A 23,707-nucleotide genomic window follows, 5' to 3' on the forward strand; every position below is an offset into this window, starting at 1 on the left:
TTAAAATGAGAGCATCTGTACTAATAAAATCTTCTCTGCTTACATCATTATTCGTGATTTCATCATGTGCGACTACAAAGTATAGCGAAGATATTTCTCAAAACAATTATTCTAATCTTAAAACCGGGAAAATCTACATCGTTGAGAAAAAAGACGGTTCAGCAAAAGAAAAAATCCTTTTCAAAAACATTGTTGGCGATAACATCGTAGGTACGAAAGGCAAAAAAGACAGTACAGAAGTTACCATCCCGAAAAGTGCAATTGCATCTGTAAAAGACCGTTCTGTTGCAAGAGTAACGGGTGGTGCCGTGGTAATTGGCGCAGCAGCAGTAGCAGCAATCGTGATCAGTTCAAACAGAGCAGACAAAAACTAAATTTTAGCTTTATTTAGCTTAAAATAATATATAAGTAGCTCTAAATTAATTTTTAGGGCTACTTTTGCATATGATTTCACTTTCTCCGCTGCAGACATTGAAAAATGTTGAGTTCAGAAATCTTCTTACCGGAAGATTTTTTATCGTTATGGGTTTCAGAATGCTTGCCACACTGTTGGGATGGTGGGTATATGAGTTGACAAACGACCCTTTTTCCATCGGTCTTATCGGACTTTCTGAAGTAATTCCTGCGGTAAGTTGTGCTTTGTACGCTGGGCACGTTATTGATACCAACGAAAAGAAAAAACTGCTTCTCATCTGCACTTACGCTTACGTATTTCTGATTGGACTTTTGCTGATCCCTGCATTTTACGGATCCGAACTTCACTTTACGGGTCATCAAATCACGTATTTTATTTACGCTGTTATCTTTTTTACAGGAATTGCACGGGCTTTCATAGGACCAATTGTTCCGTCTATGATTCCTAAAATCGTGAAGCAAATTAATCTGCCCAATGCCATTACTTTAAATCAGGCAACATTTTTAATTTCATCAGTTTGCGGTCACGCTGCAGGCGGTTTTTTAATTGAATTTTACGGAATTAAGTGGACGGTTGTAGCGGTTGTAATTTTAATTGTTATTTCTTCCATCTTCTTCTGGCAGCTCAACAAACAGTTTTCGGAACATATAAAAGGCAGCGTAAAAGTAATGGAAAGTATACGTGAAGGCGTTTCTTACATTTATAAAACAAAAGAAATTCTGGGAGCTTTGTATCTGGATATGTTTGCTGTGCTTTTTGGAGGAGCCGTAGCGATGATTCCTGTTTTTGCAACTGATATTTTAAAATCGGGAGCAGATGGTTTAGGTTTATTAAATGCAGCATCAGACATAGGTTCAATGATTATCATTACAACTTTGGCTTTGGTTCCTCTGAGAAAAAATCAGGGTAAAATATTGTTGGTTGCCGTAGCAGGATTTGGATTGTGTATTATCGGTTTCGGGCTTTCAAATTATTATTGGTTATCATTCTTATTTTTAGTGATGAGTGGAATGCTGGATGGGATTTCTGTTGTCATTCGAGGAACTATTGTACAGCTGAAAACTCCGGACAACATTCGGGGAAGAGTTTTAAGTGTTAATTCAATATTCATCATGTCCAGCAACGAAATGGGACAGTTTGAAAGTGGACTTGCAGCGAAGCTTTTAGGAGCTGTAAAATCTGTAGTTATAGGAGGAAGTCTTACCGTGCTAATCGCTGTTTTAGTGGGAAGCACAAACCCAAAATTGAGAAAAATGCAATATTAGAGCAGAAAAGTTATTTTTTTTCAATAGCAAGGGATTTTTATTAACAATTTCTTAAATAAACGTTTGAAAAATTTGTTCAGTACTGTCAATTTATATAAATTTGTTTTATATATACATAAAAAATGAATAAATTCCTACTCATTCTATACATATTTGTAGCATCAATCGGGATATCAGCCCAGAATACCGCAGGTAAAAAGTCTGAAAGTGAAATTGATATGATTAATTCTGCTAAAAAAGCTTCAGACTATGATGCTCTATTTGCAAAATTTTCAAAATCAACCACTATAGAGAAATGGCAGGCACATTATTATTCTGGCGTTGCTCAATATTTGAAAACCGAGAGTTTACTTAAAAAATCTACTCCTCAATCTCTTTTTGAATCTAATGCTTTGGCATTAAAATACGCTGGAAGTATCTTAGGTTCACAGCCTGACAATGCGGATGTGAAAATTCTGGTTGGCCTTGCAAGATTGCAGAGAATCCAACTTAACAACTCACCTGACATCCAGAAAGATAAAGAGGTGATTCTCAAAATCATTACTGAAGCAGAAGCTTTATCACCTGATAACCCAAGACTTACTGTATTGAAAGCGGGAATGGCTGCAAGATTTTCTGATTTAAACCTGAATTCTGCTCAGCTGTATGCGAAAGCCGCAAAAGATTTCGAAACAGAAACCGCTCCAAACTGGGGAAAACAGCTACTTTCTTTAACAAAATAATCTTCGGATTAACATTAAAACGTTAATTAAAATGAAAAAATATCTATTAATTTTCACTTTACTCGTTACTCAACTGATTTTTGCACAGCAAGACTGTGTAAGTGCAATTCCAGTCTGTAGAAATTCAGATATTGCACTTACGCCGGGAGGTGTGGGAAATGTGGAAGAAGCTGAAACGGGTGGCTGTCTTTTTGGAGAAAGTAATTCTCTATGGTTAACTTTCAGTATTGAGACTGCAGGTACTTTAACTTTTGTGATAACACCTACCGGGCCAGGTGCTAACAGCATTGACTATGACTGGGCATTATATGGCCCCAATCACAACTGCGCCAACGTGAATGCGACTCCGTTAAGATGTTCATACGCTGGATCATCAAGTGCTTTCTTCCCTCTCACCGGTTTGAACATGACAGCTACAGATACAACAGAAAATGCAACTGGTGATGGTTTTGTAAAGTATATTGATGTGCTGCCAGGTCAAGTTTATTATTTACTTCTAAATAACTTCTCGCCTACAGTTGCACCATTCTCATTATCATTCGGAGGAACAGCAACTCTACTGACTCCTTTTGATAATAATTCAGCACAGGTTTATCAGCCTTATCCATTTTTGGAACCAGGCGCTAACCAAGATGGTGAAATCACAATCTGCAGCAATCCTGCAACATTTGATTTCTCTACTTTATCTGCACAGATCTTAAATAACAATACCAATTTTGTTGTTAAATATTACAGATCTGCAACAGATGCTTTAGATGACATCAATGCCATCACAGCTCCTATCATTATAAATACTGCAAATACATACACCTATGCAATTTCGTATGTAGACCCGACGCAGCCAACGAGTTTCTTAAATCAATGTAGGGAATTCAATACGATTAATTTCTTGGATAAATCTTTCCAGCTGACTCCGGTTACGCTTACCGAATGTAGTAACAACAATACTGGGACAGCTACTTACGATCTTACTGCGGCGGCAATTGGTGCAACGCCTAATCTTACATTACAGTATTACCCTTCAATGGCAGCATTGAATGCTGGAACCAGTGAAATAACAATTCCTTATGCGTACACTGCTGCGGCAGGTTCTGTTTTTGTGAAAGCAACTAATGAGTTTAATTGCGTAACGATTGTTGAGATAAAACTGGCATTCCATCCTACAGTAACCGTGACTGAGGCAACGCTAAGATCATGTTTCATAGAAACGAATCCTTCAACAGGACTTTTCAATCTTGGAAGTGCAGTGGTAAACTTAGATCCTGGAATGACTAAAGAATATTATCCGTCAGAAACAGATGCCATTAACCAGACTAACGAAATTCTTAATTTCGCAACTTACACAGCTCCTACAGGCGTTGTTTACGTGAGAGTAATGAACGCAAACGGTTGTTATACGGTTGCTAAAGTTACTTTAATTGTACTACCTCCCGTTTATTCTATAGTCTTAGTTGACAAGGTTATCTGTATGGAAGATAAAACCACGCTTGATGCAGGAAGTGGTTTCAGCGGATATGAATGGAGTAACGGTGATACTACACAAACTATTTCTGGTGTAGGTGTGGGAACTTATTGGGTAAAATTACAGACAGGTGACTGCTGGACAAAACAGGAAGTGAAGATATACCCTTCTGAGCAACCGGTAATTTCCAACATTGAAATTTCAAACAATAGCATCACGGTAATTGCTGTGGGAGGAACTCCTGCATACAGCTATTCTCTGGATAACAATAACTGGCAGGATTCAAATATTTTTAAAGATTTGAACAGAGGGGACCACACAGTTTATGTAAAAGATGCTTATGACTGCGAACCGATTATTGTAAATGTAGTTGTACCAAACATCATCAATGTAATCACACCAAACGGAGATGGTGTAAATGATGTGATTGATTATTCCGCATTATCCGGCAAAAAGAATTTAATTCTGAATATCTTCGACAGATATGGTACTAAAATTCATCAGGCAGACAAAAACAATGGTTACAAATGGGACGGAACTGTTGGTGGAAAAAAAGTACCTACAGGAACTTACTGGTATTCTGTTACCTGGAACGAAAACAATAAAAACAGCACACCTATCAAATTTTCAGGATGGGTAATGTTAAAAAACAGAGAATAATTTATCAATTCAACAATATAAAGCCGCATTTCTTGTGCGGCTTTTATTTTCTTTACATATTCGTAACTCTTTAAGTAAAAATTAATTAACTTTGTTAAAATTTAATTTAAAATGAAAAAATTACTACTCCTTTTTATTTTAATATCATCACAACTATTCTATTCGCAGTCAGATTGTCCTACAGCTATTCCTGTCTGTGGAAATTCTAACATTTCTTTCACGCCATCCGGTCCGGGAAATATTTTGGAAGATCTTGGCGGATGTCTTTCTGATGATGAAAACTTCTCTGTTTGGTACAGTTTTACGGTAGCAACAGCCGGAACATTGGCTTTTACTATTGATGCTAACATCAACTCTACTGACTACGATTTTGCTGTTTATGCTGCTAACGCAACTTGTGCAGCACTGGGACCACCCATCAGATGTAACTTTGCAGGCTCAAGCCCAACTGGTAATACAGGTCTTGAATTGGTAGATTCGGGTTCAAATTATTTTGAGCCTTATCTGGATGTTACTCCAGGACAAACCTATTATCTGGTTATTGACAACTTCAGTAATGCTGTAAACGCAGGATTTTCATTAATCTGGGAAGGTACAGCGACGTTAACATCGCCATTCAGCGATCCTACTTTAACTCCAAACCCATTCATCACTCCAGGAGTTCCAAATGCAACAAACCCTGCACTTCCAAATGAAATTTTGAAATGTGCATTACCGATGATGTTCGATTTCACAACATTAAGCACAGGAATCCTTAATGGAAATCAAAACTTTACTGTAACTTATCACGACACTGCAAACAATGCTATCACAGGAGACATGCCACTTACCACCACTATGGTAAATGGGACTACAATTTATTACTACAGATTAAAATATCAGGATCCTACCAATCCAAACAACCCTGTGAACGGATGTTTCCTGACAGGTCAGTTTAAATTCAGACAGGGAAATATTGTCGCAAACAATGCCACGCTTACAGCCTGTAACTATAACGGTATGGGAACAGGTGTATTTAATCTGAACTCGGCGGCCGTATTTGGTGACCCTACAGCAATTAAGAAATACTACTTAAGCATGAGTGATCTTAATGCGAATCTTAATCCTATCGCAAATCCTGTAGGTTTTACTTCTGTTGCTCCAAGAGTAATTTATGTAAAAGTAACTTCATTGGAAGGCTGTAGCGCAAATGCACAGATTACACTACAATTTTTACCTCCTCTTCCGGTAAATAACGTAACGCTTTTATCTTGTAACAACAACGGAGCAGGAACGGCTACTTATGATCTGAATTCTGCAAATGTATACTCTACTGGTACATTTACAAAAAAATATTATCTGTCTATGGCAGATCTTACAGCAGGAACTAACGAAATACCTAATCCTGGCACTTACGTTTCTACTCAAAAGAAAGTATATGTAAAAGTAATTAATGCTGACGGATGTACTGGTAATGGTGAAATTACTTTACAATTCTACCCTGTGGTAACCGTAACTAATGCAACTTTGGAATCTTGTTTCATTACAACAGGCATTACAACTGCTAAGTTTGATCTATCTACCGCTGTGGTAACTTCTCAAACCGGCGTTACTAAGAAATATTATTTAAGCACCGCAGACGCTTTGGCTGGAGTTAACGAAATAGTAAACTTTAATGATTACACCTCTACAAGTAAAGATGTATATGTAAAAGTATTTAATTCTGATTCTTGTTTTGCCATTGCTAAGATTACTCTAAAAGTGCTACCTCCTGTAAAATCTGCTATTCTTAAAAATAAAACTATCTGCCTGGAAGACAGAACAACTTTAGATGCAGGACCAGGTTTTGCAAGCTACGAATGGAGTACAGGAGCAACAACACAAAGCATTACAGGAGTTCCTGTAGGAGCATATTGGGTTATTTTGCAGACAGGAAAATGTTTCACACTTCAGGAAGTGAATGTATATGCAAGCAATTCACCGGTTATCTCGTCATTAGACATCAACAATAATACGATTACTGTAAATGCAAACGGAGGAACCCCAGCTTATCAGTATTCATTGAATGGTACAGACTGGCAAACTTCTAATGTGTTTACAGGCTTGCCAAGAGGCGAAAACACAGTATTTGTAAAAGATTCTTACGATTGTGAGCCAGTAAGTGTAACAGTAACTGTTCCGAACTTGGTGAATGCAATTACACCAAATGGAGATAATGTAAATGATGTGGTAGACTACACCGCATTAGCATACAAAAAGGATTTAGTATTTACAGTATACAACAGATACGGTAACAAAATCTATGAAGCTGATAAAATCCGAAACTACAAATGGGACGGAACTTCCGGAGGTAAGAAAATTGAAACAGGAACCTATTGGTACACTATAACATGGACTGAGGATGACAAAAACAAAACTCAGACAAAGTACAGTGGCTGGATTCTTGTGAAAAACAGAGATTAAATTTCTTTACATAAATTTTAAAAATCACCTTCAAACACTGAAGGTGATTTTTTTATTAACATCAAAAACACGACAACAAAAGGCTTTATGAATATTATCATTTTAAATTGGGGATTAGTATTTATAATTTCATTGCTAAAAAAATTATCTTTGCACTATGGCGCAGAAAGAAACATTATCATCACTTACCCAGGGCAACTTTGCCAGAGAGCTTTCCATTTCAGATGGGAAAATGCCTCCCAATGCAGTAGAATTCGAGCGATTGGTAATCGGAACTTTTCTTATAGACAAAAAAGGATTAGATCACTCCATAGATCTTCTTACGCCGGAGGTTTTCTATGACCCAAGACACCAGGTCATCTTTAGAACCATCTTAAAACTTTATGAAGGAAACCATCCTGTAGATATTATGACCATTATTCAGGAGCTTAAAAAAGAAGAAAAACTGAATCTGGCAGGTGGCGACCATTACATTATTGAACTTACTATGGGGGTAAGCTCAAGTGCACATATTGAATATCATGTAAGGGTAATTCTCGAAAAATATATCCTTCGAAGCCTGATTAATGTTTCAGCGAATGTAATCGATTCTTCTTACAAAGAATCTACTGATGTATTCGAACTTTTAGACAAGGCAGAACAGTCATTTTTCGAAATCACAAACGGAACAATTAAAAAGGGTTTTGACACTGCGAACTCATTAGTAAAACAGGCTATTGAAACTATTAAATCCTTAAAGGACAAAGAAGGGCTTTCTGGAGTACCTTCAGGATTCAGAGATGTAGATAAAGAAACCGGAGGATGGCAAAATTCCGATTTAATTATTATTGCGGCTCGTCCGGCGATGGGAAAAACCGCTTTTATCCTTTCTATGGCTAGAAATATAGCTGTTGGTTATAAGATTCCCATGGCTTTATTTTCTCTGGAGATGGCATCTGTACAGTTGATCACGAGGATGATTGCATCCGAAACCAGAATTTCATCAGAAAAATTAAGAAAAGGAACACTGGATGACGAAGAATGGCAGAGATTGTTCTCCAACGTTTCAGAACTTGAAAATGCCCCTCTCTATATTGACGAAACTCCTTCACTTTCTATATTCGATTTCCGTGCAAAATGCCGAAGATTGGTAATGCAACATGGCGTAAAGATGGTAATGGTAGACTACCTTCAGCTAATGACCGCAGGTGGCGGAGGAAAAGGTGGCGGAAACCGTGAACAGGAAATTTCAATGATTTCAAGATCATTAAAAGCAATTGCTAAAGAATTGAACGTTCCTGTAATTGCACTTTCACAGCTTTCAAGAAGTGTGGAAACCCGTCCGGGAAAAAGACCTCAGCTTTCAGATTTGAGAGAATCGGGAGCAATTGAGCAGGATGCCGATATTGTATCATTTATTTTCAGACCAGAATATTATAAAATCACAACTTGGGATAATGACGAGGAAGGCGCTGAAACCTCAACAGAAAATCAGGCTGAACTGATTATTGCAAAACACAGAAACGGTGCCACGGCAGACGTAAGACTTTCGTTCCTGAAGCATTTTGCAAAATTCGGAGATGTGGAAGAAGCATTCAATATGAATTCCGGAAATAATTTTAATGAGCCAAGCGGTTTTGAAAAAATTAAAACAACCATTCAACCGGGAGCAGCATTTGATTTGCCTGATAATTCTAAACTTTCAGGTTCATCTATGAATGATTTTGACGACGAAGAAGATTTTCCATTTTAAATTTAATTTTAAAATTTAGTTTAGATTTAAATCTAATTGAGAAAATTACAGTTTCAACCTTAACCTCAGCCTCAACCTATCACTTTGAGAATCGAAATTTATACCGACGGAGCATGCAGTGGAAACCCCGGAAAAGGAGGTTACGGAATTCTGATGCGCGTTCCTGAAAAAAATTACCAGAAAACATTTTCAAAAGGCTTCAGAAAAACCACTAACAACAGGATGGAACTCCTTGCCGTTATTACCGCACTGGAAAAACTAAAGTCAGCAGAAAACGACATTCATATCTTTACAGACAGCAAATATGTTTCTGATGCCATTAACCAAAACTGGATTTCAGGTTGGGTAAAACGAGGCTGGAAAAATGTAAAAAATCCTGATCTCTGGAAAAGAATGATTCCGCTTTACAATACTTATCAGCCAAAATTTCATTGGATAAAAGGACATTCAGGACATTTTGAAAACGAGCTTTGCGATAAGCTGGCGGTTGCCGCCGCAGCAGGAGGAAATCTTGAGGTAGATACGAACTTTGAAAACCCAGAAAACGGAGGTCTTTTCTAAAATTTAAATCACACTGATTTACAGTAATTTAGACATAGAAACCTATTTCCACTATTTTTAATGAATCAAAATGAAAAAATAGATTGTTATTCAATTCGCTATCTTCTTTATTATTTTTTGAAAAATAATCACCATTTATCATAAATTTAATAATATATTTTCATTATATACACTTTTTATTTATATCTTTACGCCTGAATTCCAAAGTTCCCTTTTATATGAATAAAAATCTATTGTCTTATATAGCACTTTTTCTCATTTGTTTTAGTGCTTTATTCAAATCCCAAACATATCAGCTCTCCGGAAACCCTGTTGTAACCACAGGATGGACAATGGTAGCACCTACTACCACACAGGTTAACGGTACTGATGCATTTGTACAACTTACACCCGATACCAATAACCAATCCGGTTCAATTAGATTAAATGATCCGATCAATCTTAAATTCTGTGATAAATGGAGGGTAGAATTTGATTTCAGAATGGATTCAAACCAAACTGCAAACGGTGACGGACTTGCATTCTGGTATCTTCAAAACCCGCCAGTTGCGAGTGTATTAGGTTCAGGACTAGGTGTTTCACAAAATGCTGTGGGGTTGATTGTAGGTTTTGACACTTACAACAACACTACTACAGCGGTAATGAGTAAGGTGCATGTAGCATACGGACAGGTTGCCAACACTACCGATAACAATAACGTTGAATTTTTCAATGTAGCAGGAAGTTCATTTCACTCTCCAGATCTTAATACAACCATGCCTTTTCAGGGAACGACTTACAAGCATGTTGAAGTAACAGCGGAAGTGAGCACTGGAAGTCCAACAGGATGGACCATTCAGATAAAAATTGACGGAACAACAATCTGCAACCAACCTTTCGTACCATCTGGAACAGCAGCAGCAATGACGCAGGGATATTTTGGATTTTCGGCTTCAACAGGAGGAAACAGATCAAGACATTCTATCAAAAATGTAAAAATTTACACTGATAAAGTTCCGATTCTTCAGCCTACAATTTCACAATCCAACTGCCCTAATCCTACTACCGGTTTTGCGACAGTGAATTTAACATCTTTCAACAATCAATTTGTAGCAAACCCAGCGAACTTTACATTCACTTATTTTGTTTTGGGGAATCCTACACCGATTGCAAGCCCTGCAACATTTCAGTACAATGCAGCAACAACTATTATAGTTCGTGTAAAGGATAACGCAGGTTTGCTTTGCGATAATGCGGACGGAAGAATTCAACTTGCTTTAGGAGATTTTACCGCAAGTAATGTCACGTTGACGACATGTAATAATAATTATGCAACAACAGCTACATTTAATCTTACATCGGCCGCAGTAACATCTACTCCCGGAGCAACAAAAAAATATTATAAAACTCTTCAGGATCTGAATAATAATGCAAACGAAATCACCAATCCGGCTTCGTATGTTTCTGCTCCAGGGAAAGTTTATGTGAAAGTAACAACTCCACAAGGCTGTACAGGAAATGCTGAAATTACATTAGCCTTCTTCCCACTTCCAGTAGCTACAGATGCGACTTTGCAAACATGCTTTAAAACCGAAGTTGGTTTAATAGGAACCTTTGACCTGACAACGGCAAACGTTTCTTCAGGAACAGGGATTACAAAAGTTTATTATACAACATTAGACAACGCTATAACTAATACCAATCCTATTGCTGATCCTACTACCCATGATGCAACAAACTCAGTTGTTTATGTGAAAATTACGGGCACGAATTCTTGCTGGGTAATCAGAAAAATCACATTAGTAGTAATACCGCCTACCAGATCAGCAGTTTTAAAAGATAAAATAATCTGTATAGAAGACAGAACCACTTTAGATGCAGGACCAGGATTTGCAAGCTACGAATGGAGCACTGGTGCCACGACGCAATCAATCAGCGGAGTTCCTGTGGGAAGCTACTGGGTGAGACTTCAGACCGGAGCTTGTTTTACCATGCAGTTTGTTGCTGTGAGAGCAGCCGGAAACCCTACAATTTCAAGTTTAGATATTACAAACAACACAATTACTGTAAATGTATCTGGTGGAACTCCGGCTTATCAGTATTCTTTAAATGGTACTACGTGGCAGACATCTAATGTATTTACGGGATTACCAAGAGGCGAAAACAAGATTTTTGTAAAAGACTCTTATGATTGCGAGCCAGTTCAAATTCAGGTAACAGTACCAAATCTTGTTAATGCTATCACTCCGAACGGCGACAATGTAAATGACGTGATTGATTATACAGCACTTGCCTACAAAAAAAATCTTGTCTTTACTGTTTATGACAGATATGGCAACAAGAAATTTGAGGCCGACAAAATCAGAAACTATAAATGGGATGGAACTTCAGGCAACAAAAAACTTCCTACAGGAACATATTGGTACACTATCTCTTGGAACGAAAACGACAAAAACAATACACAGACTGTTTACAACGGCTGGGTTTTATTAAAAAACAGGGAGTAATCCCTAAAAAAATCACTCCTTATCGCAAGGAGTGATTTTTATTACTGCCTCTGTACCATTGAAAGAGGCCCTTCAGCTACACATTTGATACTTTAAAATTATTTCAGACAATTTATTGTTTGACAAAACCTATACATTTACCTAATCAAAAATCTAATAATTAAATGAAAAAAACTTTATTATTTTTTAGTCTCATTTCATTCTTTCTATTTAATCTTAACAAAGCTCAGACGTATCAGCTTACAGGAAACCCTGTAGTGACTACCGGATGGGATCTTGTTTCGGCAGCAATCGTGAGCACAGATTTCATCAGATTAACACCTGATCAGACCAGCCAGTTTGGCGCCATCAAGCTTTCAGACCCTATCAATCTGAAATATTGCGATAAATGGAAAGTTGAATTTGATTTTAGAATCGACGGAAACGGAACCACTGCTTATGGAAGAGGTGACGGATTGACATTTTGGTACCTTTCTAATCCGCCTACAGGATTTACTTCCGGAGGTGGACTGGGAATTCCTGCCAACGCCAACGGATTAATGGTTGCATTCGATATTTTCAATAATTCTACAGAAGGACAGATGAGTAAAGTACACTTATTGTACGGAACCAACAATCTACCTGCAGGAAATCCTAATATTGAATACAACACAACCGCCAACAGCACTTTTCATTCAAATGATCTAAATCCTACACAACCATTTGTAGGCGCAAACTATAAACATGTTGAAGTAAACGGCGAAACCGATCCCGCAAATCCAAACAACTGGCTTATTCACATCAAAATCGATGGCGTAACCATTACCAACCAATCTTACGCTCCATCTGGTGGTGCAATCGGTATGACTACAGGATATTTTGGATTCTCATCAGCAACGGGAGCTGCAAGCGCCAGACAATCTATTAAAAATGTAAAAATATTTGTAGATAAAGTTCCAATCTTTACCAATACAATCACTCCTTTCGTTTGTATAAATCCAAGCACAGGAAATGGCGCAATAAATCTTACAAGTTACGCATCACAGTTTGTAAACAATCCTGCAAACTACACAATTACTTATTATGTAACAGGAAGTGGAACTCCTATTCCCAATCCAACGAATTTCACATATACAGGACCAACAAATATCACAGTAATCGTAAGTGACCCTTCATCAACACTTTGCGACAATGGAGACGGAAGAATTGTATTAAACCCACAACCTTTTGACGCAGTTGATGTCACACTTACAGAATGTAACAACAACAATGCAGGTGTCGGAATTTTTAATCTTGATGATGCTGCAGTAACCACTGTACAAGGTGTAACGAAACACTTTTTCCCAACTTTAGCTGCTCTGAATGCCGGAACAAATGAAATAATGAACTGGCCAGCATATCCGGCAGCAAACGGAACTACAGTTTATGTACAGGTAACTACTCCTCAAGGCTGTGTTGATAATGCTAAAATAACTTTAAACCACTACCCTGTTGTAGTTGTAAATGACGCTTCTCTCAGATCATGCTCAATTGAGACCAATCCATCGATGGGAACTTTCAATTTAACTGCACCATCTGTAACACTACAACTTGGCACTGTTAAAAATTACTACCCATCACTCACAGATGCTATTAATGATACGAATGAAATCACATTAATCAACAATTACGTTGCACCTACGGGAGTAGTTTATGTAAGAGTTAGTGACAATAATCAATGCTATGCAGTTGCTAAAATTACATTACAGGTTATTCCTCCTGTTTATTCTACGGTTTTAAAAGATAAAGTAATCTGTTTTGAAGGTAAAACAACATTAGATGCAGGTACTGGTTTCGACGGATATGAGTGGAGCACGGGAGCAACTACACAAACAATCAGCGGAGTTGGTGTAGGAACTTACTGGGTAAAATTAAAAACAGGTGACTGCTGGGTAACTCAGACGGTAAAAATCTTCCCTTCTGATCAACCGGTAATTAACTATGTTGAAATTTCAAACAACACCATCATTGTAAATGTTGCCGGAGGAACACCTCCATACCAATACTCTTTAGACAATATCAATTGGCAGGATTCTAATGAATTTAAAAATATTGCCCGTGGAGAATATACAGTTTATGTAAGAGATGCTTATCTATGTGAGCCGATTCAGGTTGTAGTAACTGTACCAAATCTTGTTAACGTGATTACTCCAAATGCTGATGGAATGAACGATTATATTGATTATTCAGCCTTAGGAAACAAGATTAATCTGATCTTCAATGTTTACGACAGATATGGTGCTAAAATCCATCAGGGAGACAAAACCAATCAATACAAATGGGACGGAACTGCCAATGGAAGAAAAGTTCCTACAGGAAGCTATTGGTACTCTGTAACATGGACAGAAAATAACAAAAACAGAACACCAGTGAAATTCTCAGGATGGATCGTGGTGAAAAACAGAGAATAATTTTTTTTCATACTTAATTAGCGAAGTCGCTCCTCTAAAAAGGAGCGGCTTTTTTGTTTAGACAATTTCTTAGAGACTGTTCAAATTTTATTTCAAAAAATTTTCATAGCTATTTTGAGATGAATTTTTTGCTTCACATTTTCAGATTAGCGGGCTAAATCAAAATTAAGAAGTGAAAAATACGCTCAAAAGGGCATTAAAATTGAGCAAAGATTAATTTCAAGAATGTTAATCTGAAAATCGATAAAATTTTAAACAGGCTCTAAATAGATAATTCGTTTAAAAGACAGTTTATTCGCATTCAATTCTTAAATTTGTTATATGAATTATTTGGAAGCTTTAAGCAGAAGATATTCTGTAAAAAAATTCAACCCAGAAATGCGCATTCCACAGGATGTGCTTTTAAATATACTCGAGTCAGGAAAACTGGCTGCAAGCTCGCAGGGACTTCAGCCCTACAGAATTTTGGTCGTGGAAAGCAGCGGTATGAAAGAAAAACTCATTCCGGCCTTTTACAATCCGTCACAGATTTCTACCTGTTCGCATCTCATTGTTTTAGTTTCAAAAAAAAATGTTGAAGAAGCTTATCTTGATGGCTACTTTAAACATATTTCCGAAGTTCGCAATCATCCACTTGAAAATTTAGACCCTTTCAGAAAAAGCATTACCAAACATTTCAACACTCGTGAACATGATGATATTCTGAACTGGGCAGAAAAGCAATCTTACATTGTTTTGGCCAATTTAATGTATGCCGCAGCGATTGAAAATATCGACACCTGCCCGATGGAAGGTTTCAGACAGGAGTTGATTGAAGAAATTTTAAATATCAATTCTGAAAATGAAAAAGTAACCGTAACGCTGGCTTTAGGCTACAGATCTGATGAAGACGAATTTCAGCACATGAAAAAAGTAAGAAAACCCAACGATAAATTGTTTAAATTTATTTAATTATTTTAGACGACTGTCTTAAAGCAAGAATATGATAAAAGCGGATGTATTAGTAATCGGTTCGGGAATTTCCGGACTTTCTTATGCCATAAAAGTTTCAGAGCAGTTTCCCGATGCCAAAATCATCATCGTTACCAAGTCTGATGAAGACGAAAGCAACACAAAGTACGCTCAGGGCGGCCTTGCAGTAGTTACCGATTCTAAAAATGATAATTTCGAAAAACACATCGAAGACACCATGCGTGCCGGAGATGGCGAAAATAAAAGAGACGTCGTGGAAATGGTCGTTCGGGAAGCTCCTGCAAGATTTAACGAGATCGTGGAATGGGGCGCTAATTTCGATATGAAAAACGGCGAATTTGCTTTAGGAAGAGAAGGTGGTCATACCGAAAACAGAATCGTCCATCACAAAGACATCACAGGTTTTGAAATTGAAAGAGCTCTTCTTCAAACCGCCAAAAGCAGCCCGAATATTGAGATTTTAGATCATCATTACGTTATCGATATCATCACCCAACACCATGTTCCTGGCAAAGAATTGAATGAAGGTGAAATCAATTGCTACGGTGCCTATATTTTAGATGAAAAATCGAAATCTATAAAAAAAATCACTTCGAAAATCACTTTGGTTGCCACCGGTGGAGCGGGACACGTTTACAAAAACACCACAAACCCCGTTATCGCAACCGGAGACGGAATCGCTTTTGTTGCCCGTGCTAAAGGTAAAGTGAGCAACATGCAATATTATCAGTTCCACCCGACAGCTTTATTCAGCAAACTTGACGGGATGTTGTTTTTAATTTCCGAAGCCGTTCGCGGAGACGGAGCAAAACTGAGAACCAAAAAAGGCGAAAAATTCATGCACAAATATGATGAGCGTGAAGAACTGGCTTCAAGAGACATCGTCGCAAGAGCGATTGACGCCGAAATGAAAGTTACGGGAGACGAATTCGTTGGTCTCGATTGCCGCGATATGAACCACGAAAAGTTCCTGGAACATTTCCCGAATATCTATAAAAAATGTAAGGATGAAGGTATTGACCCTTTCACACAATTGATTCCGGTAGTTCCGGCGTGCCATTACTTAATGGGTGGAATTGATGTGGATAAAGACGGACAGTCTTCTCTAAATAATCTTTTCGCTGTTGGAGAATGTACCAATTCCGGACTTCACGGAGCGAACAGACTGGCTTCAAATTCGTTACTCGAAGGCTTGGTTTTTGGTCATAATGCCGCCATCAAAACCATAGAATTACTAAAGGAAAACAATTTTGATTTCGATGATTTGAAAGCTGTTCCGGAATGGAATGAAGAAGGAATGAAAATTATCGATGAAATGGTGATTGTTTCCTACCTCAGAAAACAGCTTCAGGAAATGATGAGTGACTTGGTTGGAATCGTGAGAAGCAACCGAAGACTGAAAATGGCATTGCAAAAACATGCAGAAATCGCTGCCGCTGTTGATGAAATTTATCACTACTCTATTTTGTCACCACAACTTTCAGAATTGAGAAACTTAACCACAGTTGCTCATTTAATTATCACCCAATCTATGGAAATGACTCAAAATAAAGGAGCATTTTACAATAAAGATTTAGTGCAGGCATAATTGATTATTTTTTAATAATTCTCAAATCGAAATGTAGAATTTTCAGTAAATTTTTAAATGCTGCAAAAAAGCAATGAAAAATATCCGTTGAATTTTAGATTTACAAACACTCCCCGAAAATTTCAAATCTCATCTTCCATCAATTGAAGAGGTTGAAAATGAATTAAAAAAATTACAATAATGAAAAGACCAGACTACGCAAACGATAAAGTTTTAAAACAGTTCATCAAAAATGCTTTGGAGGAAGACATTCAGGATGGCGATCATTCTACATTGTCAACAATCCCAAAAGACCTTCAGCAGAGTGCAAAACTTTTGGTGAAAGAAAACTGCATTCTGGCTGGAGTTGAATTGGCTGAAATTATTTTCAAAACTTTTGATAAAAAATTAAAAGTAGAAAATTACATCAAAGACGGCGAGCTGGCAAAAGTGGGCGACGTAGCATTTATCGTTACCGGAAGTGCAAGATCCATACTTTCTACCGAAAGATTAGTCTTAAACTGCATGCAGAGAATGAGTGGCATTGCGACTTTAACGCAGGATTGGGATTCCAGATTGGTGGGTTCAAAAACCAAGCTTTTAGACACAAGAAAAACAACGCCCAATTTCAGAGTTTGCGAAAAATGGGCAGTTGCCATCGGTGGCGGAACAAATCACAGATATGGTTTATATGACATGATCATGCTAAAAGACAACCACATCGATTACAACGGAAGCATCACCAACGCCGTAAAAATGGCGAAAGATTATGTGAAAAAATCAAAGAAGAAACTTAAGATTGAAGTGGAAACCCGTAATCTTGATGAAGTAAAGGAAGCCATCAACGCAAAAGTTGACAGAATTATGCTTGATAATATGGATGTTGCGACAATGAAAAAAGCTGTAAAACTCATCAACGGAGTTTGCGAAAGTGAAGCATCAGGTGGAATTACAAGAGAGCAATTAAAAGAAATTGCATCAACCGGAGTGACATACATCTCTGCCGGAGCCCTTACCCACTCGGCAGACAATATAGATTTAAGTTTGAAAGCAATTAAATAAAACATTACATTTTTAATAAAAACATCGCTAATTTGTTAAAAATTAAATAATATGATTTTTTTCACGTTAAAATTCAAAAACTTTATATAATATTGAAAAACAGAGGCTTGCACAGTATTTTGATTGGTTAAAAATTAACATTACGTTAACAATAGATACGAATAATTTTATGAATTTTGCATCAAATTAATTCTAACTATTACTACGATTATGAAATTAATCAACAAATCTACATTAACTGTCTTGATCACGTTATCAACAGCTAGTGTTTATTATGCACAGCAGGTACAGGACACTGTAAAAAACGAAAGCTCGAAAGATATCGAAGCTGTTGTTATTACTGGTGTTGCCGATCTTGCTAAAGACAGAAAAACTCCGGTTGCTGTTTCAACAATTAAAGAAGCACAAATTGTTGAAAGATTAGGAAACCAGGAGTTTCCTGAAATTTTAAAATCAACACCATCAATTTATGCTGCGAAAGGAGGTGGTGGTTTTGGTGATGGCCGTATGAATATTCGTGGTTTTGATACAAACAATACTGCTGTTATGATCAACGGTGTACCGGTAAATGGTATGGAAGATGGTGCTGTATACTGGAGTAACTGGTTAGGTCTTTCAGACGTAACTTCAGCGATGCAGGTTCAGAGAGGTTTAGGTTCTTCTAAATTAGCAATTGCTTCTGTAGGAGGAACTGTAAACATTGTGACAAGAGCTGCTGACAAGAAAAGAGAAGGAAACGTAATGGTGGGTGTTGGTAACGATGGTTACTTAAAAACTTTATTCTCTTACAACACAGGTAAATCAGCTAAAGGTTGGTCAACTTCATTCTTAATGTCTAGAACTGCAGGTTCAACTTACATTGACGGATCAGAATTCGAAGCATATAACTATTACTTTGCTTTAGGTTATCAGCCTAATGAGAAGCATGATTTCCAGTTTACTTTCACAGGAGCTCCTCAGAAACACATGCAGAACTTCCAAAGCTCAATTGCAAACTTTATTAAATATGGAAATGGTGTAGATGAGCCAAACAGAAGATACAACTCAAACTGGGGTTACTTGGATGGCGACATTATGTCTCAATCTGTTAACTTCTATAGCAAACCAGTAGCATCTGTTAACTGGGATTGGAAAATATCTGAAAAATCAAAATTATCTTCAGTTCTTTACGGATCATGGGGTAGAGGTGGAGGTACCGGAGTTATTGGAGGAATTAATAATTTCAATATTAATTCACTTCCAAAAACGGCTGATGGTTTAATCAGATTTGATGATATCGTAAGATGGAATCAAGGTGGAAACGTTGCTGATTTTGGAGCTAATAACACAATGCCAGGTGTAGTACTAAGAAACGGTTCTATCACTAAGGCTTCCGGAAACGGTCTTGCAAGAAGGGCAAGTATTAATTCTCACGACTGGTACGGTTTATTATCTAATTTCCAGCATAAAATTAATGAAAACTGGAATTTCTCAGGAGGTATTGATTTAAGATATTACTACGGGTATCACCCTGGTGTATTAACAGACTTGTGGGGAAACACCAAGTATATTGAGCAGGATAACATGAATGTACCTGGAGGTTACGATGTAACTTTAGTTCAAAATGCTGCTCCATCTGCAAATCCTTTTGCAAAATCTGTTAAAGACAAAAATCAAATCGCATATAGAAATTTCGATGGCGAAGTTCTTTGGGGTGGAGTTTTCGGACAATTGGAATATTCTAATGATAAAATCTCAGCATTTATTCAGGGTTCTGCTTCAGAGCAGGGATATTCAAGAATTGATAACTGGATCATAGATGGCGTAACAGTACAGCAAGGCCAAACTGTAAATACTAAAACTGATACTAAATTCCTTTTCGGATTTAATGCAAAGGGAGGTATTAACTACAACATTGATGACAAACACAATGTATTTGCTAATGTTGGGTACTACTCTAAGCAACCATTATTTAACGCAGTATTTAACGCACCATTGACTTCAAGAATTACAGCTAATCCAACAAGTCCATTAAGCGACGGTAGAGCAACTGGCAGCCAGCAGATTGTAAATCCATTGTTAACTAATGAGAAAATTGCTTCTGCAGAATTAGGATACGGTTTCAGAAGCAGAATGTTTACAGCAAACGTAAACCTGTATTACACTTCTTGGAAAGACAGATATCAGAGATTTACAAACCTTCCTGGTATTGCTATAAACCCTTCTCTTCCCGCAACAGGAACAAACGTTTACAACAGACCGTTTGCAAACGTTACAGGAATTCAGCAAGTTCACATGGGAGTTGAATTTGAAGGTAATTTAAAAGTTACTGATTATTTAAGCTTTAACGGTATGTTCTCTTTAGGAGATTGGCGTTATAAAGGTAATCCTACTGGAAATATTTTTGATGAGAATGGAACTCCAATTTTATTTAACGGCAAAAATGATGTAACTCTTGCATTTGATGATGTAAAAGTATCTGATGCTGCTCAAACAACAGCTGCATTGGGATTCACTTTAAAGCCTGTAAAAGACCTGAGCGTTTTTGCAAACTGGAATTACTATTCTAATTACTACGGTCTTGTAAACTTTAATGGTGATTACTTGGTAGGAAATGACGGTTCAATATCTAGAAATGCTCAGAAAGGAGCTTTAGAATATCCTAGCTATAATCTATTTGACTTAGGTATATCTTATTCTTTCAAAGTTGGAAACGGACAGAGATTGGTGTTAACAGGAAACGTTTACAACTTACTTGACACTACTTACATTTCTGACGGTAAGTCTTCAACACACATCAGTGAGCTTGCAGATTTTACAACTACAACTACAGGAGGTGTTACTACTACAGCACAACAAAAGTATGATGCATATATCAACAACCCTTTAAACTTCTATAAAGGTTTAGATACAAGAAACACTGTTTACTTCGGTTTCGGTAGAACCTGGGCAGCTTCTGTTGCATTCAAATTCTAAATTCAGAGTTTATTACATACAAACCCAGCCTCACAGCTGGGTTTTTTTGTTATCTTTGTGCTTGAAAAATTAGAAATAAATAAACAATGGATTTTAGACACATTTTAATCAAAGCTCATCAAGGTTTTGGATATTTAGAACTCCTTTTTGTAGTTCTTTTCGTTATCGCTCTTTTGGCAACAATGTTTGGCTTCAGCGGTAAAGTAAATAAGTTTTTAAGAAAAACAACACTTTTTACCATGGTGTTTTTCCACATTCAGTTTTTGGTGGGAATTATTTTATTGGTTACATTTTTTAACCAAGGTGTAAACATGGGTGAAGTAATGAAAAACTCAGCCATGAGATTTCAGTATGTAGAACATCCTTTTTCAATGTTGGTAGCGGCGGTTTTAATGACCATCGTCAACAAAAAATTAAAAACAGCAGAAACAATGTCTATTGCCATCATGGTAATGGGATTAATTGCTGTTGCATTATTCGGATATGCGTTCCCTTGGGCAAGAGTCTTCGGAGCATAGAATTTAATTAAAAATTGTAAGCACAGTGTTTATAATTTTGAAATATTTTAATCTTTAAATTTTTTAATTAAAACAATGAAAGTAGCTGTAGTAGGTTCAACAGGAATGGTTGGACAAGTGATGCTTAAAGTTCTCGAAGAGAGAAATTTCCCTGTAACTGAATTAATTCCGGTAGCTTCTGAAAGATCTATTGGTAAACAGGTGAAGTATAAACAGGTAGATTACACTATCGTAAGCATCGACGACGCTATAGCTGCCAAACCGGATATTGCGATTTTCTCTGCAGGTGGCGACACTTCTCTGGAATACGCTCCGAAATTTGCCGAAGCCGGAATTACCGTTATCGACAATTCTTCTGCATGGAGAATGGATCCTACCAAGAAATTAGTCGTTCCGGAAATCAATGCTGATGTTTTAACGAAAGAAGATAAAATCATTGCTAATCCAAATTGTTCTACCATTCAGTTGGTAATGGTTTTAGGGCCTTTAAATAAAAAATACGACTTAAAAAGAGTAATCGTTTCTACTTATCAATCGGTAACAGGAACAGGTAAAGCTGCCGTAGACCAGTTGAATGGAGAAATTGAAGGCAACGATTCTGTTGCTAAAGTGTATCCTTACCAAATCTTCAAAAATGCATTGCCTCATTGTGATGTATTTTCAGAAAATGATTACACTAAAGAGGAGATTAAACTAATGAAAGAACCTAAGAAAATTTTAGGTGACGATACATTCAATTTAACTGCAACCGCAGTAAGAGTTCCAGTTCAGGGAGGCCATTCTGAAAGTGTAAACATCGAATTTGAAAACGAATTTGATCTCGATGAAGTAAGAAAAATCTTATCTGAAACACCAGGTGTGGTTGTAATGGATAACGTCAAAAACAACGAATACCCAATGCCACTCTACTCAGAAGGAAAAGATGAAGTTTTCGTCGGAAGAATCCGAAGAGACGCATCGCAGCCCAAAACACTCAACTGCTGGATCGTAGCAGACAACCTCCGAAAAGGAGCTGCTACCAACGCAGTGCAGATTGCAGAATACCTTGTTGCAAACAACTTAGTATAAGCTAACAAAAAAGAATCTCTGTTGAGATTCTTTTTGCTTTTGGCATTTGGCTCTTAGCTTCTTACGTACAAAACATCTTGTAAAAGTCCCAAAGGGACGACCTAACAAAGGATAGGATAAAATCCTATCAAACACACCAACAACAGAAGGACCGGATGAAATCCTGTTACAAAGCACCCAACAGGTAGAATATAGCAAATGAAGAATTCAAGATTGAAGAAATGACAACTATAAACAACAACAAAGACAAAATAGGCTTCCAGAAACTCATCGCGGTTTTCGGAATTGTTCTTTTTGTCGGAAAAATCATTGCCTGGAAACTCACAGATTCAGACGCCGTCTTTTCTGATGCAATGGAAAGCATCGTGAATGTCATCAGTGCCTTCATGGGACTGTATTCCCTGTATTTGGCTTCAAAACCAAAAGACGAAGATCATCCTTACGGCCACGGAAAAGTGGAGTTCGTTACCGCAGGAATTGAAGGTGCCCTCATCGCCATTGCCGGAATCATGATCATCTACGAAGGCATCAACAGTTTGGTGACCGGAAGAATTCTGAAAAGCATCGATTGGGGAATCGCCATCATCGCTGCCACCGCTGTCATCAACTATATCTTAGGATATATTTCCATCAAAAAAGGTGAAAAAGAAAATTCATTAGTCCTTATTTCATCCGGCAAGCATTTACAGTCCGACACGATTACGACTTTAGGCGTGGTCATCAGTTTGGTCATCGTTTATTTTACCAAAATTTACTGGATTGATTCTGTCGTTGCCCTGATATTCGGCTTTTACATCATTTTCGTAGGCTACAAAATTGTGAGAAAATCACTGAGCGGGATTATGGATGAACAAAATCCTGAACTTCTCCAAAACATCATCGACCTTCTGGAAAAAAACAGACATACCGAATGGATCGACATTCACAACATGAAAATCCAGCAGTTCGGTTCCTCTCTTCACATCGATGCACACATCACACTTCCCTACTATTACAGCCTTCGTGAGGCCCATCAGGAGATGGAAAAAGTAATTCTTCTCTTAGCAAGAAACACAAAAAGAACCGTTGAATTTAATTTTCACATGGATGACTGCAAAACCATTTCCTGTCCGGTTTGTCAGATCTTCGACTGCCCTGTGCGGGAATTACCTTTCGTACAGCGCGTAAAATGGACGCCGGAAAACGTGACGAGCGTGGACAAACATACTATTTAAATAAAAACATTTCAATTATATCAAAGTCTGTGTAGATTTTTTAGGAGCTATTTCCAGCTCTCCGCTCATACTCCTCGCGCCTTCCCTCTCCACCGCTGAGGCCCATCAACTCCCCAACGCTTGCTGTGGGGTATCCGCTGCGATCTGGGCTAGGAACACGGAAGTACTTTTTTACAT

Annotated in this window: 16 protein-coding genes; all 16 read left to right on the plus strand. The window is 37.5% G+C overall.

The window, feature by feature from the left end:
- Positions 1 to 5: 5 nt before the first annotated feature.
- The 16 genes from AC2A1G_RS19280 to AC2A1G_RS19355 all read left to right on the plus strand — a co-directional run bounded on the left by AC2A1G_RS19280 (position 6) and on the right by AC2A1G_RS19355 (position 23,530).
- Positions 6 to 374: a hypothetical protein gene (locus tag AC2A1G_RS19280; protein WP_484048505.1), complete on the plus strand. Its 369-nt coding sequence runs from the start codon at positions 6 to 8 to the stop codon at positions 372 to 374.
- Between the two features lie 70 nt (positions 375 to 444).
- Positions 445 to 1,680, plus strand: a complete 1,236-nt coding sequence (locus tag AC2A1G_RS19285; protein WP_484048506.1) for an MFS transporter — start codon at positions 445 to 447, stop codon at positions 1,678 to 1,680.
- A 122-nt stretch (positions 1,681 to 1,802) separates the two neighbouring features.
- Positions 1,803 to 2,402 (plus strand): hypothetical protein, encoded by a 600-nt coding sequence (locus tag AC2A1G_RS19290; RefSeq protein ID WP_484048507.1) that lies wholly within the window; start codon positions 1,803 to 1,805, stop codon positions 2,400 to 2,402.
- A gap of 31 nt (positions 2,403 to 2,433) precedes the next feature.
- Positions 2,434 to 4,524, plus strand: coding sequence for a T9SS type B sorting domain-containing protein (locus AC2A1G_RS19295; RefSeq protein WP_484048508.1), 2,091 nt, complete (start codon positions 2,434 to 2,436; stop codon positions 4,522 to 4,524).
- A 111-nt stretch (positions 4,525 to 4,635) separates the two neighbouring features.
- Positions 4,636 to 6,966 (plus strand): T9SS type B sorting domain-containing protein, encoded by a 2,331-nt coding sequence (locus AC2A1G_RS19300; protein ID WP_484048509.1) that lies wholly within the window; start codon positions 4,636 to 4,638, stop codon positions 6,964 to 6,966.
- A gap of 157 nt (positions 6,967 to 7,123) precedes the next feature.
- Positions 7,124 to 8,698: a replicative DNA helicase gene (dnaB, locus tag AC2A1G_RS19305; protein WP_484048510.1), complete on the plus strand. Its 1,575-nt coding sequence runs from the start codon at positions 7,124 to 7,126 to the stop codon at positions 8,696 to 8,698.
- A gap of 84 nt (positions 8,699 to 8,782) precedes the next feature.
- Positions 8,783 to 9,259 carry a ribonuclease HI gene (rnhA, locus tag AC2A1G_RS19310; RefSeq protein ID WP_484048511.1) on the plus strand — a complete coding sequence of 159 codons (477 nt, stop codon included), beginning with the start codon at positions 8,783 to 8,785 and terminating at the stop codon, positions 9,257 to 9,259.
- 218 nt (positions 9,260 to 9,477) lie between these two features.
- On the plus strand, positions 9,478 to 11,745 hold the full coding sequence (locus AC2A1G_RS19315; RefSeq protein WP_484048512.1) for a T9SS type B sorting domain-containing protein: 2,268 nt from the start codon (positions 9,478 to 9,480) through the stop codon (positions 11,743 to 11,745).
- Positions 11,746 to 11,909: 164 nt separating this feature from the next.
- Positions 11,910 to 14,174 (plus strand): T9SS type B sorting domain-containing protein, encoded by a 2,265-nt coding sequence (locus AC2A1G_RS19320; protein WP_484048513.1) that lies wholly within the window; start codon positions 11,910 to 11,912, stop codon positions 14,172 to 14,174.
- Between the two features lie 321 nt (positions 14,175 to 14,495).
- Complete coding sequence (locus tag AC2A1G_RS19325; protein ID WP_484048514.1) at positions 14,496 to 15,125, plus strand: NAD(P)H-dependent oxidoreductase; 630 nt, start codon at positions 14,496 to 14,498, stop codon at positions 15,123 to 15,125.
- A 31-nt stretch (positions 15,126 to 15,156) separates the two neighbouring features.
- The gene (nadB, locus tag AC2A1G_RS19330; protein ID WP_484048515.1) at positions 15,157 to 16,734 is read left to right on the plus strand and encodes an L-aspartate oxidase; all 1,578 of its coding nucleotides are present in this window, start codon (positions 15,157 to 15,159) and stop codon (positions 16,732 to 16,734) included.
- 180 nt (positions 16,735 to 16,914) lie between these two features.
- Entirely contained in the window at positions 16,915 to 17,775 is an 861-nt protein-coding gene (nadC, locus tag AC2A1G_RS19335; protein WP_484048516.1) for a carboxylating nicotinate-nucleotide diphosphorylase, read from the plus strand.
- A gap of 210 nt (positions 17,776 to 17,985) precedes the next feature.
- Entirely contained in the window at positions 17,986 to 20,730 is a 2,745-nt protein-coding gene (locus AC2A1G_RS19340; RefSeq protein WP_484048517.1) for a TonB-dependent receptor, read from the plus strand.
- A gap of 86 nt (positions 20,731 to 20,816) precedes the next feature.
- Complete coding sequence (locus AC2A1G_RS19345; protein ID WP_484048518.1) at positions 20,817 to 21,248, plus strand: hypothetical protein; 432 nt, start codon at positions 20,817 to 20,819, stop codon at positions 21,246 to 21,248.
- Positions 21,249 to 21,323: 75 nt separating this feature from the next.
- Positions 21,324 to 22,316: an aspartate-semialdehyde dehydrogenase gene (locus AC2A1G_RS19350; RefSeq protein ID WP_484048519.1), complete on the plus strand. Its 993-nt coding sequence runs from the start codon at positions 21,324 to 21,326 to the stop codon at positions 22,314 to 22,316.
- A 221-nt stretch (positions 22,317 to 22,537) separates the two neighbouring features.
- Positions 22,538 to 23,530, plus strand: a complete 993-nt coding sequence (locus AC2A1G_RS19355) for a cation diffusion facilitator family transporter (RefSeq protein WP_484048520.1) — start codon at positions 22,538 to 22,540, stop codon at positions 23,528 to 23,530.
- The last annotated feature ends 177 nt before the right edge of the window (positions 23,531 to 23,707 follow it).

Source organism: Chryseobacterium sp. HNCC26DJ240 (assembly GCF_057180485.1).

Bases quoted from the DNA above. Each gene is read 5' to 3' on its own strand.
- AC2A1G_RS19280 (WP_484048505.1), top strand. From the start codon at position 6: ATGAGAGCATCTGTACTAATAAAATCTTCTCTGCTTACATCATTATTC.
- AC2A1G_RS19285 (WP_484048506.1), top strand. From the start codon at position 445: ATGATTTCACTTTCTCCGCTGCAGACATTGAAAAATGTTGAGTTCAGA.
- AC2A1G_RS19290 (WP_484048507.1), top strand. From the start codon at position 1,803: ATGAATAAATTCCTACTCATTCTATACATATTTGTAGCATCAATCGGG.
- AC2A1G_RS19295 (WP_484048508.1), top strand. From the start codon at position 2,434: ATGAAAAAATATCTATTAATTTTCACTTTACTCGTTACTCAACTGATT.
- AC2A1G_RS19300 (WP_484048509.1), top strand. From the start codon at position 4,636: ATGAAAAAATTACTACTCCTTTTTATTTTAATATCATCACAACTATTC.
- dnaB (WP_484048510.1), top strand. From the start codon at position 7,124: ATGGCGCAGAAAGAAACATTATCATCACTTACCCAGGGCAACTTTGCC.
- AC2A1G_RS19315 (WP_484048512.1), top strand. From the start codon at position 9,478: ATGAATAAAAATCTATTGTCTTATATAGCACTTTTTCTCATTTGTTTT.
- AC2A1G_RS19320 (WP_484048513.1), top strand. From the start codon at position 11,910: ATGAAAAAAACTTTATTATTTTTTAGTCTCATTTCATTCTTTCTATTT.
- AC2A1G_RS19325 (WP_484048514.1), top strand. From the start codon at position 14,496: ATGAATTATTTGGAAGCTTTAAGCAGAAGATATTCTGTAAAAAAATTC.
- nadB (WP_484048515.1), top strand. From the start codon at position 15,157: ATGATAAAAGCGGATGTATTAGTAATCGGTTCGGGAATTTCCGGACTT.
- nadC (WP_484048516.1), top strand. From the start codon at position 16,915: ATGAAAAGACCAGACTACGCAAACGATAAAGTTTTAAAACAGTTCATC.
- AC2A1G_RS19340 (WP_484048517.1), top strand. From the start codon at position 17,986: ATGAAATTAATCAACAAATCTACATTAACTGTCTTGATCACGTTATCA.
- AC2A1G_RS19345 (WP_484048518.1), top strand. From the start codon at position 20,817: ATGGATTTTAGACACATTTTAATCAAAGCTCATCAAGGTTTTGGATAT.
- AC2A1G_RS19350 (WP_484048519.1), top strand. From the start codon at position 21,324: ATGAAAGTAGCTGTAGTAGGTTCAACAGGAATGGTTGGACAAGTGATG.
- AC2A1G_RS19355 (WP_484048520.1), top strand. From the start codon at position 22,538: ATGACAACTATAAACAACAACAAAGACAAAATAGGCTTCCAGAAACTC.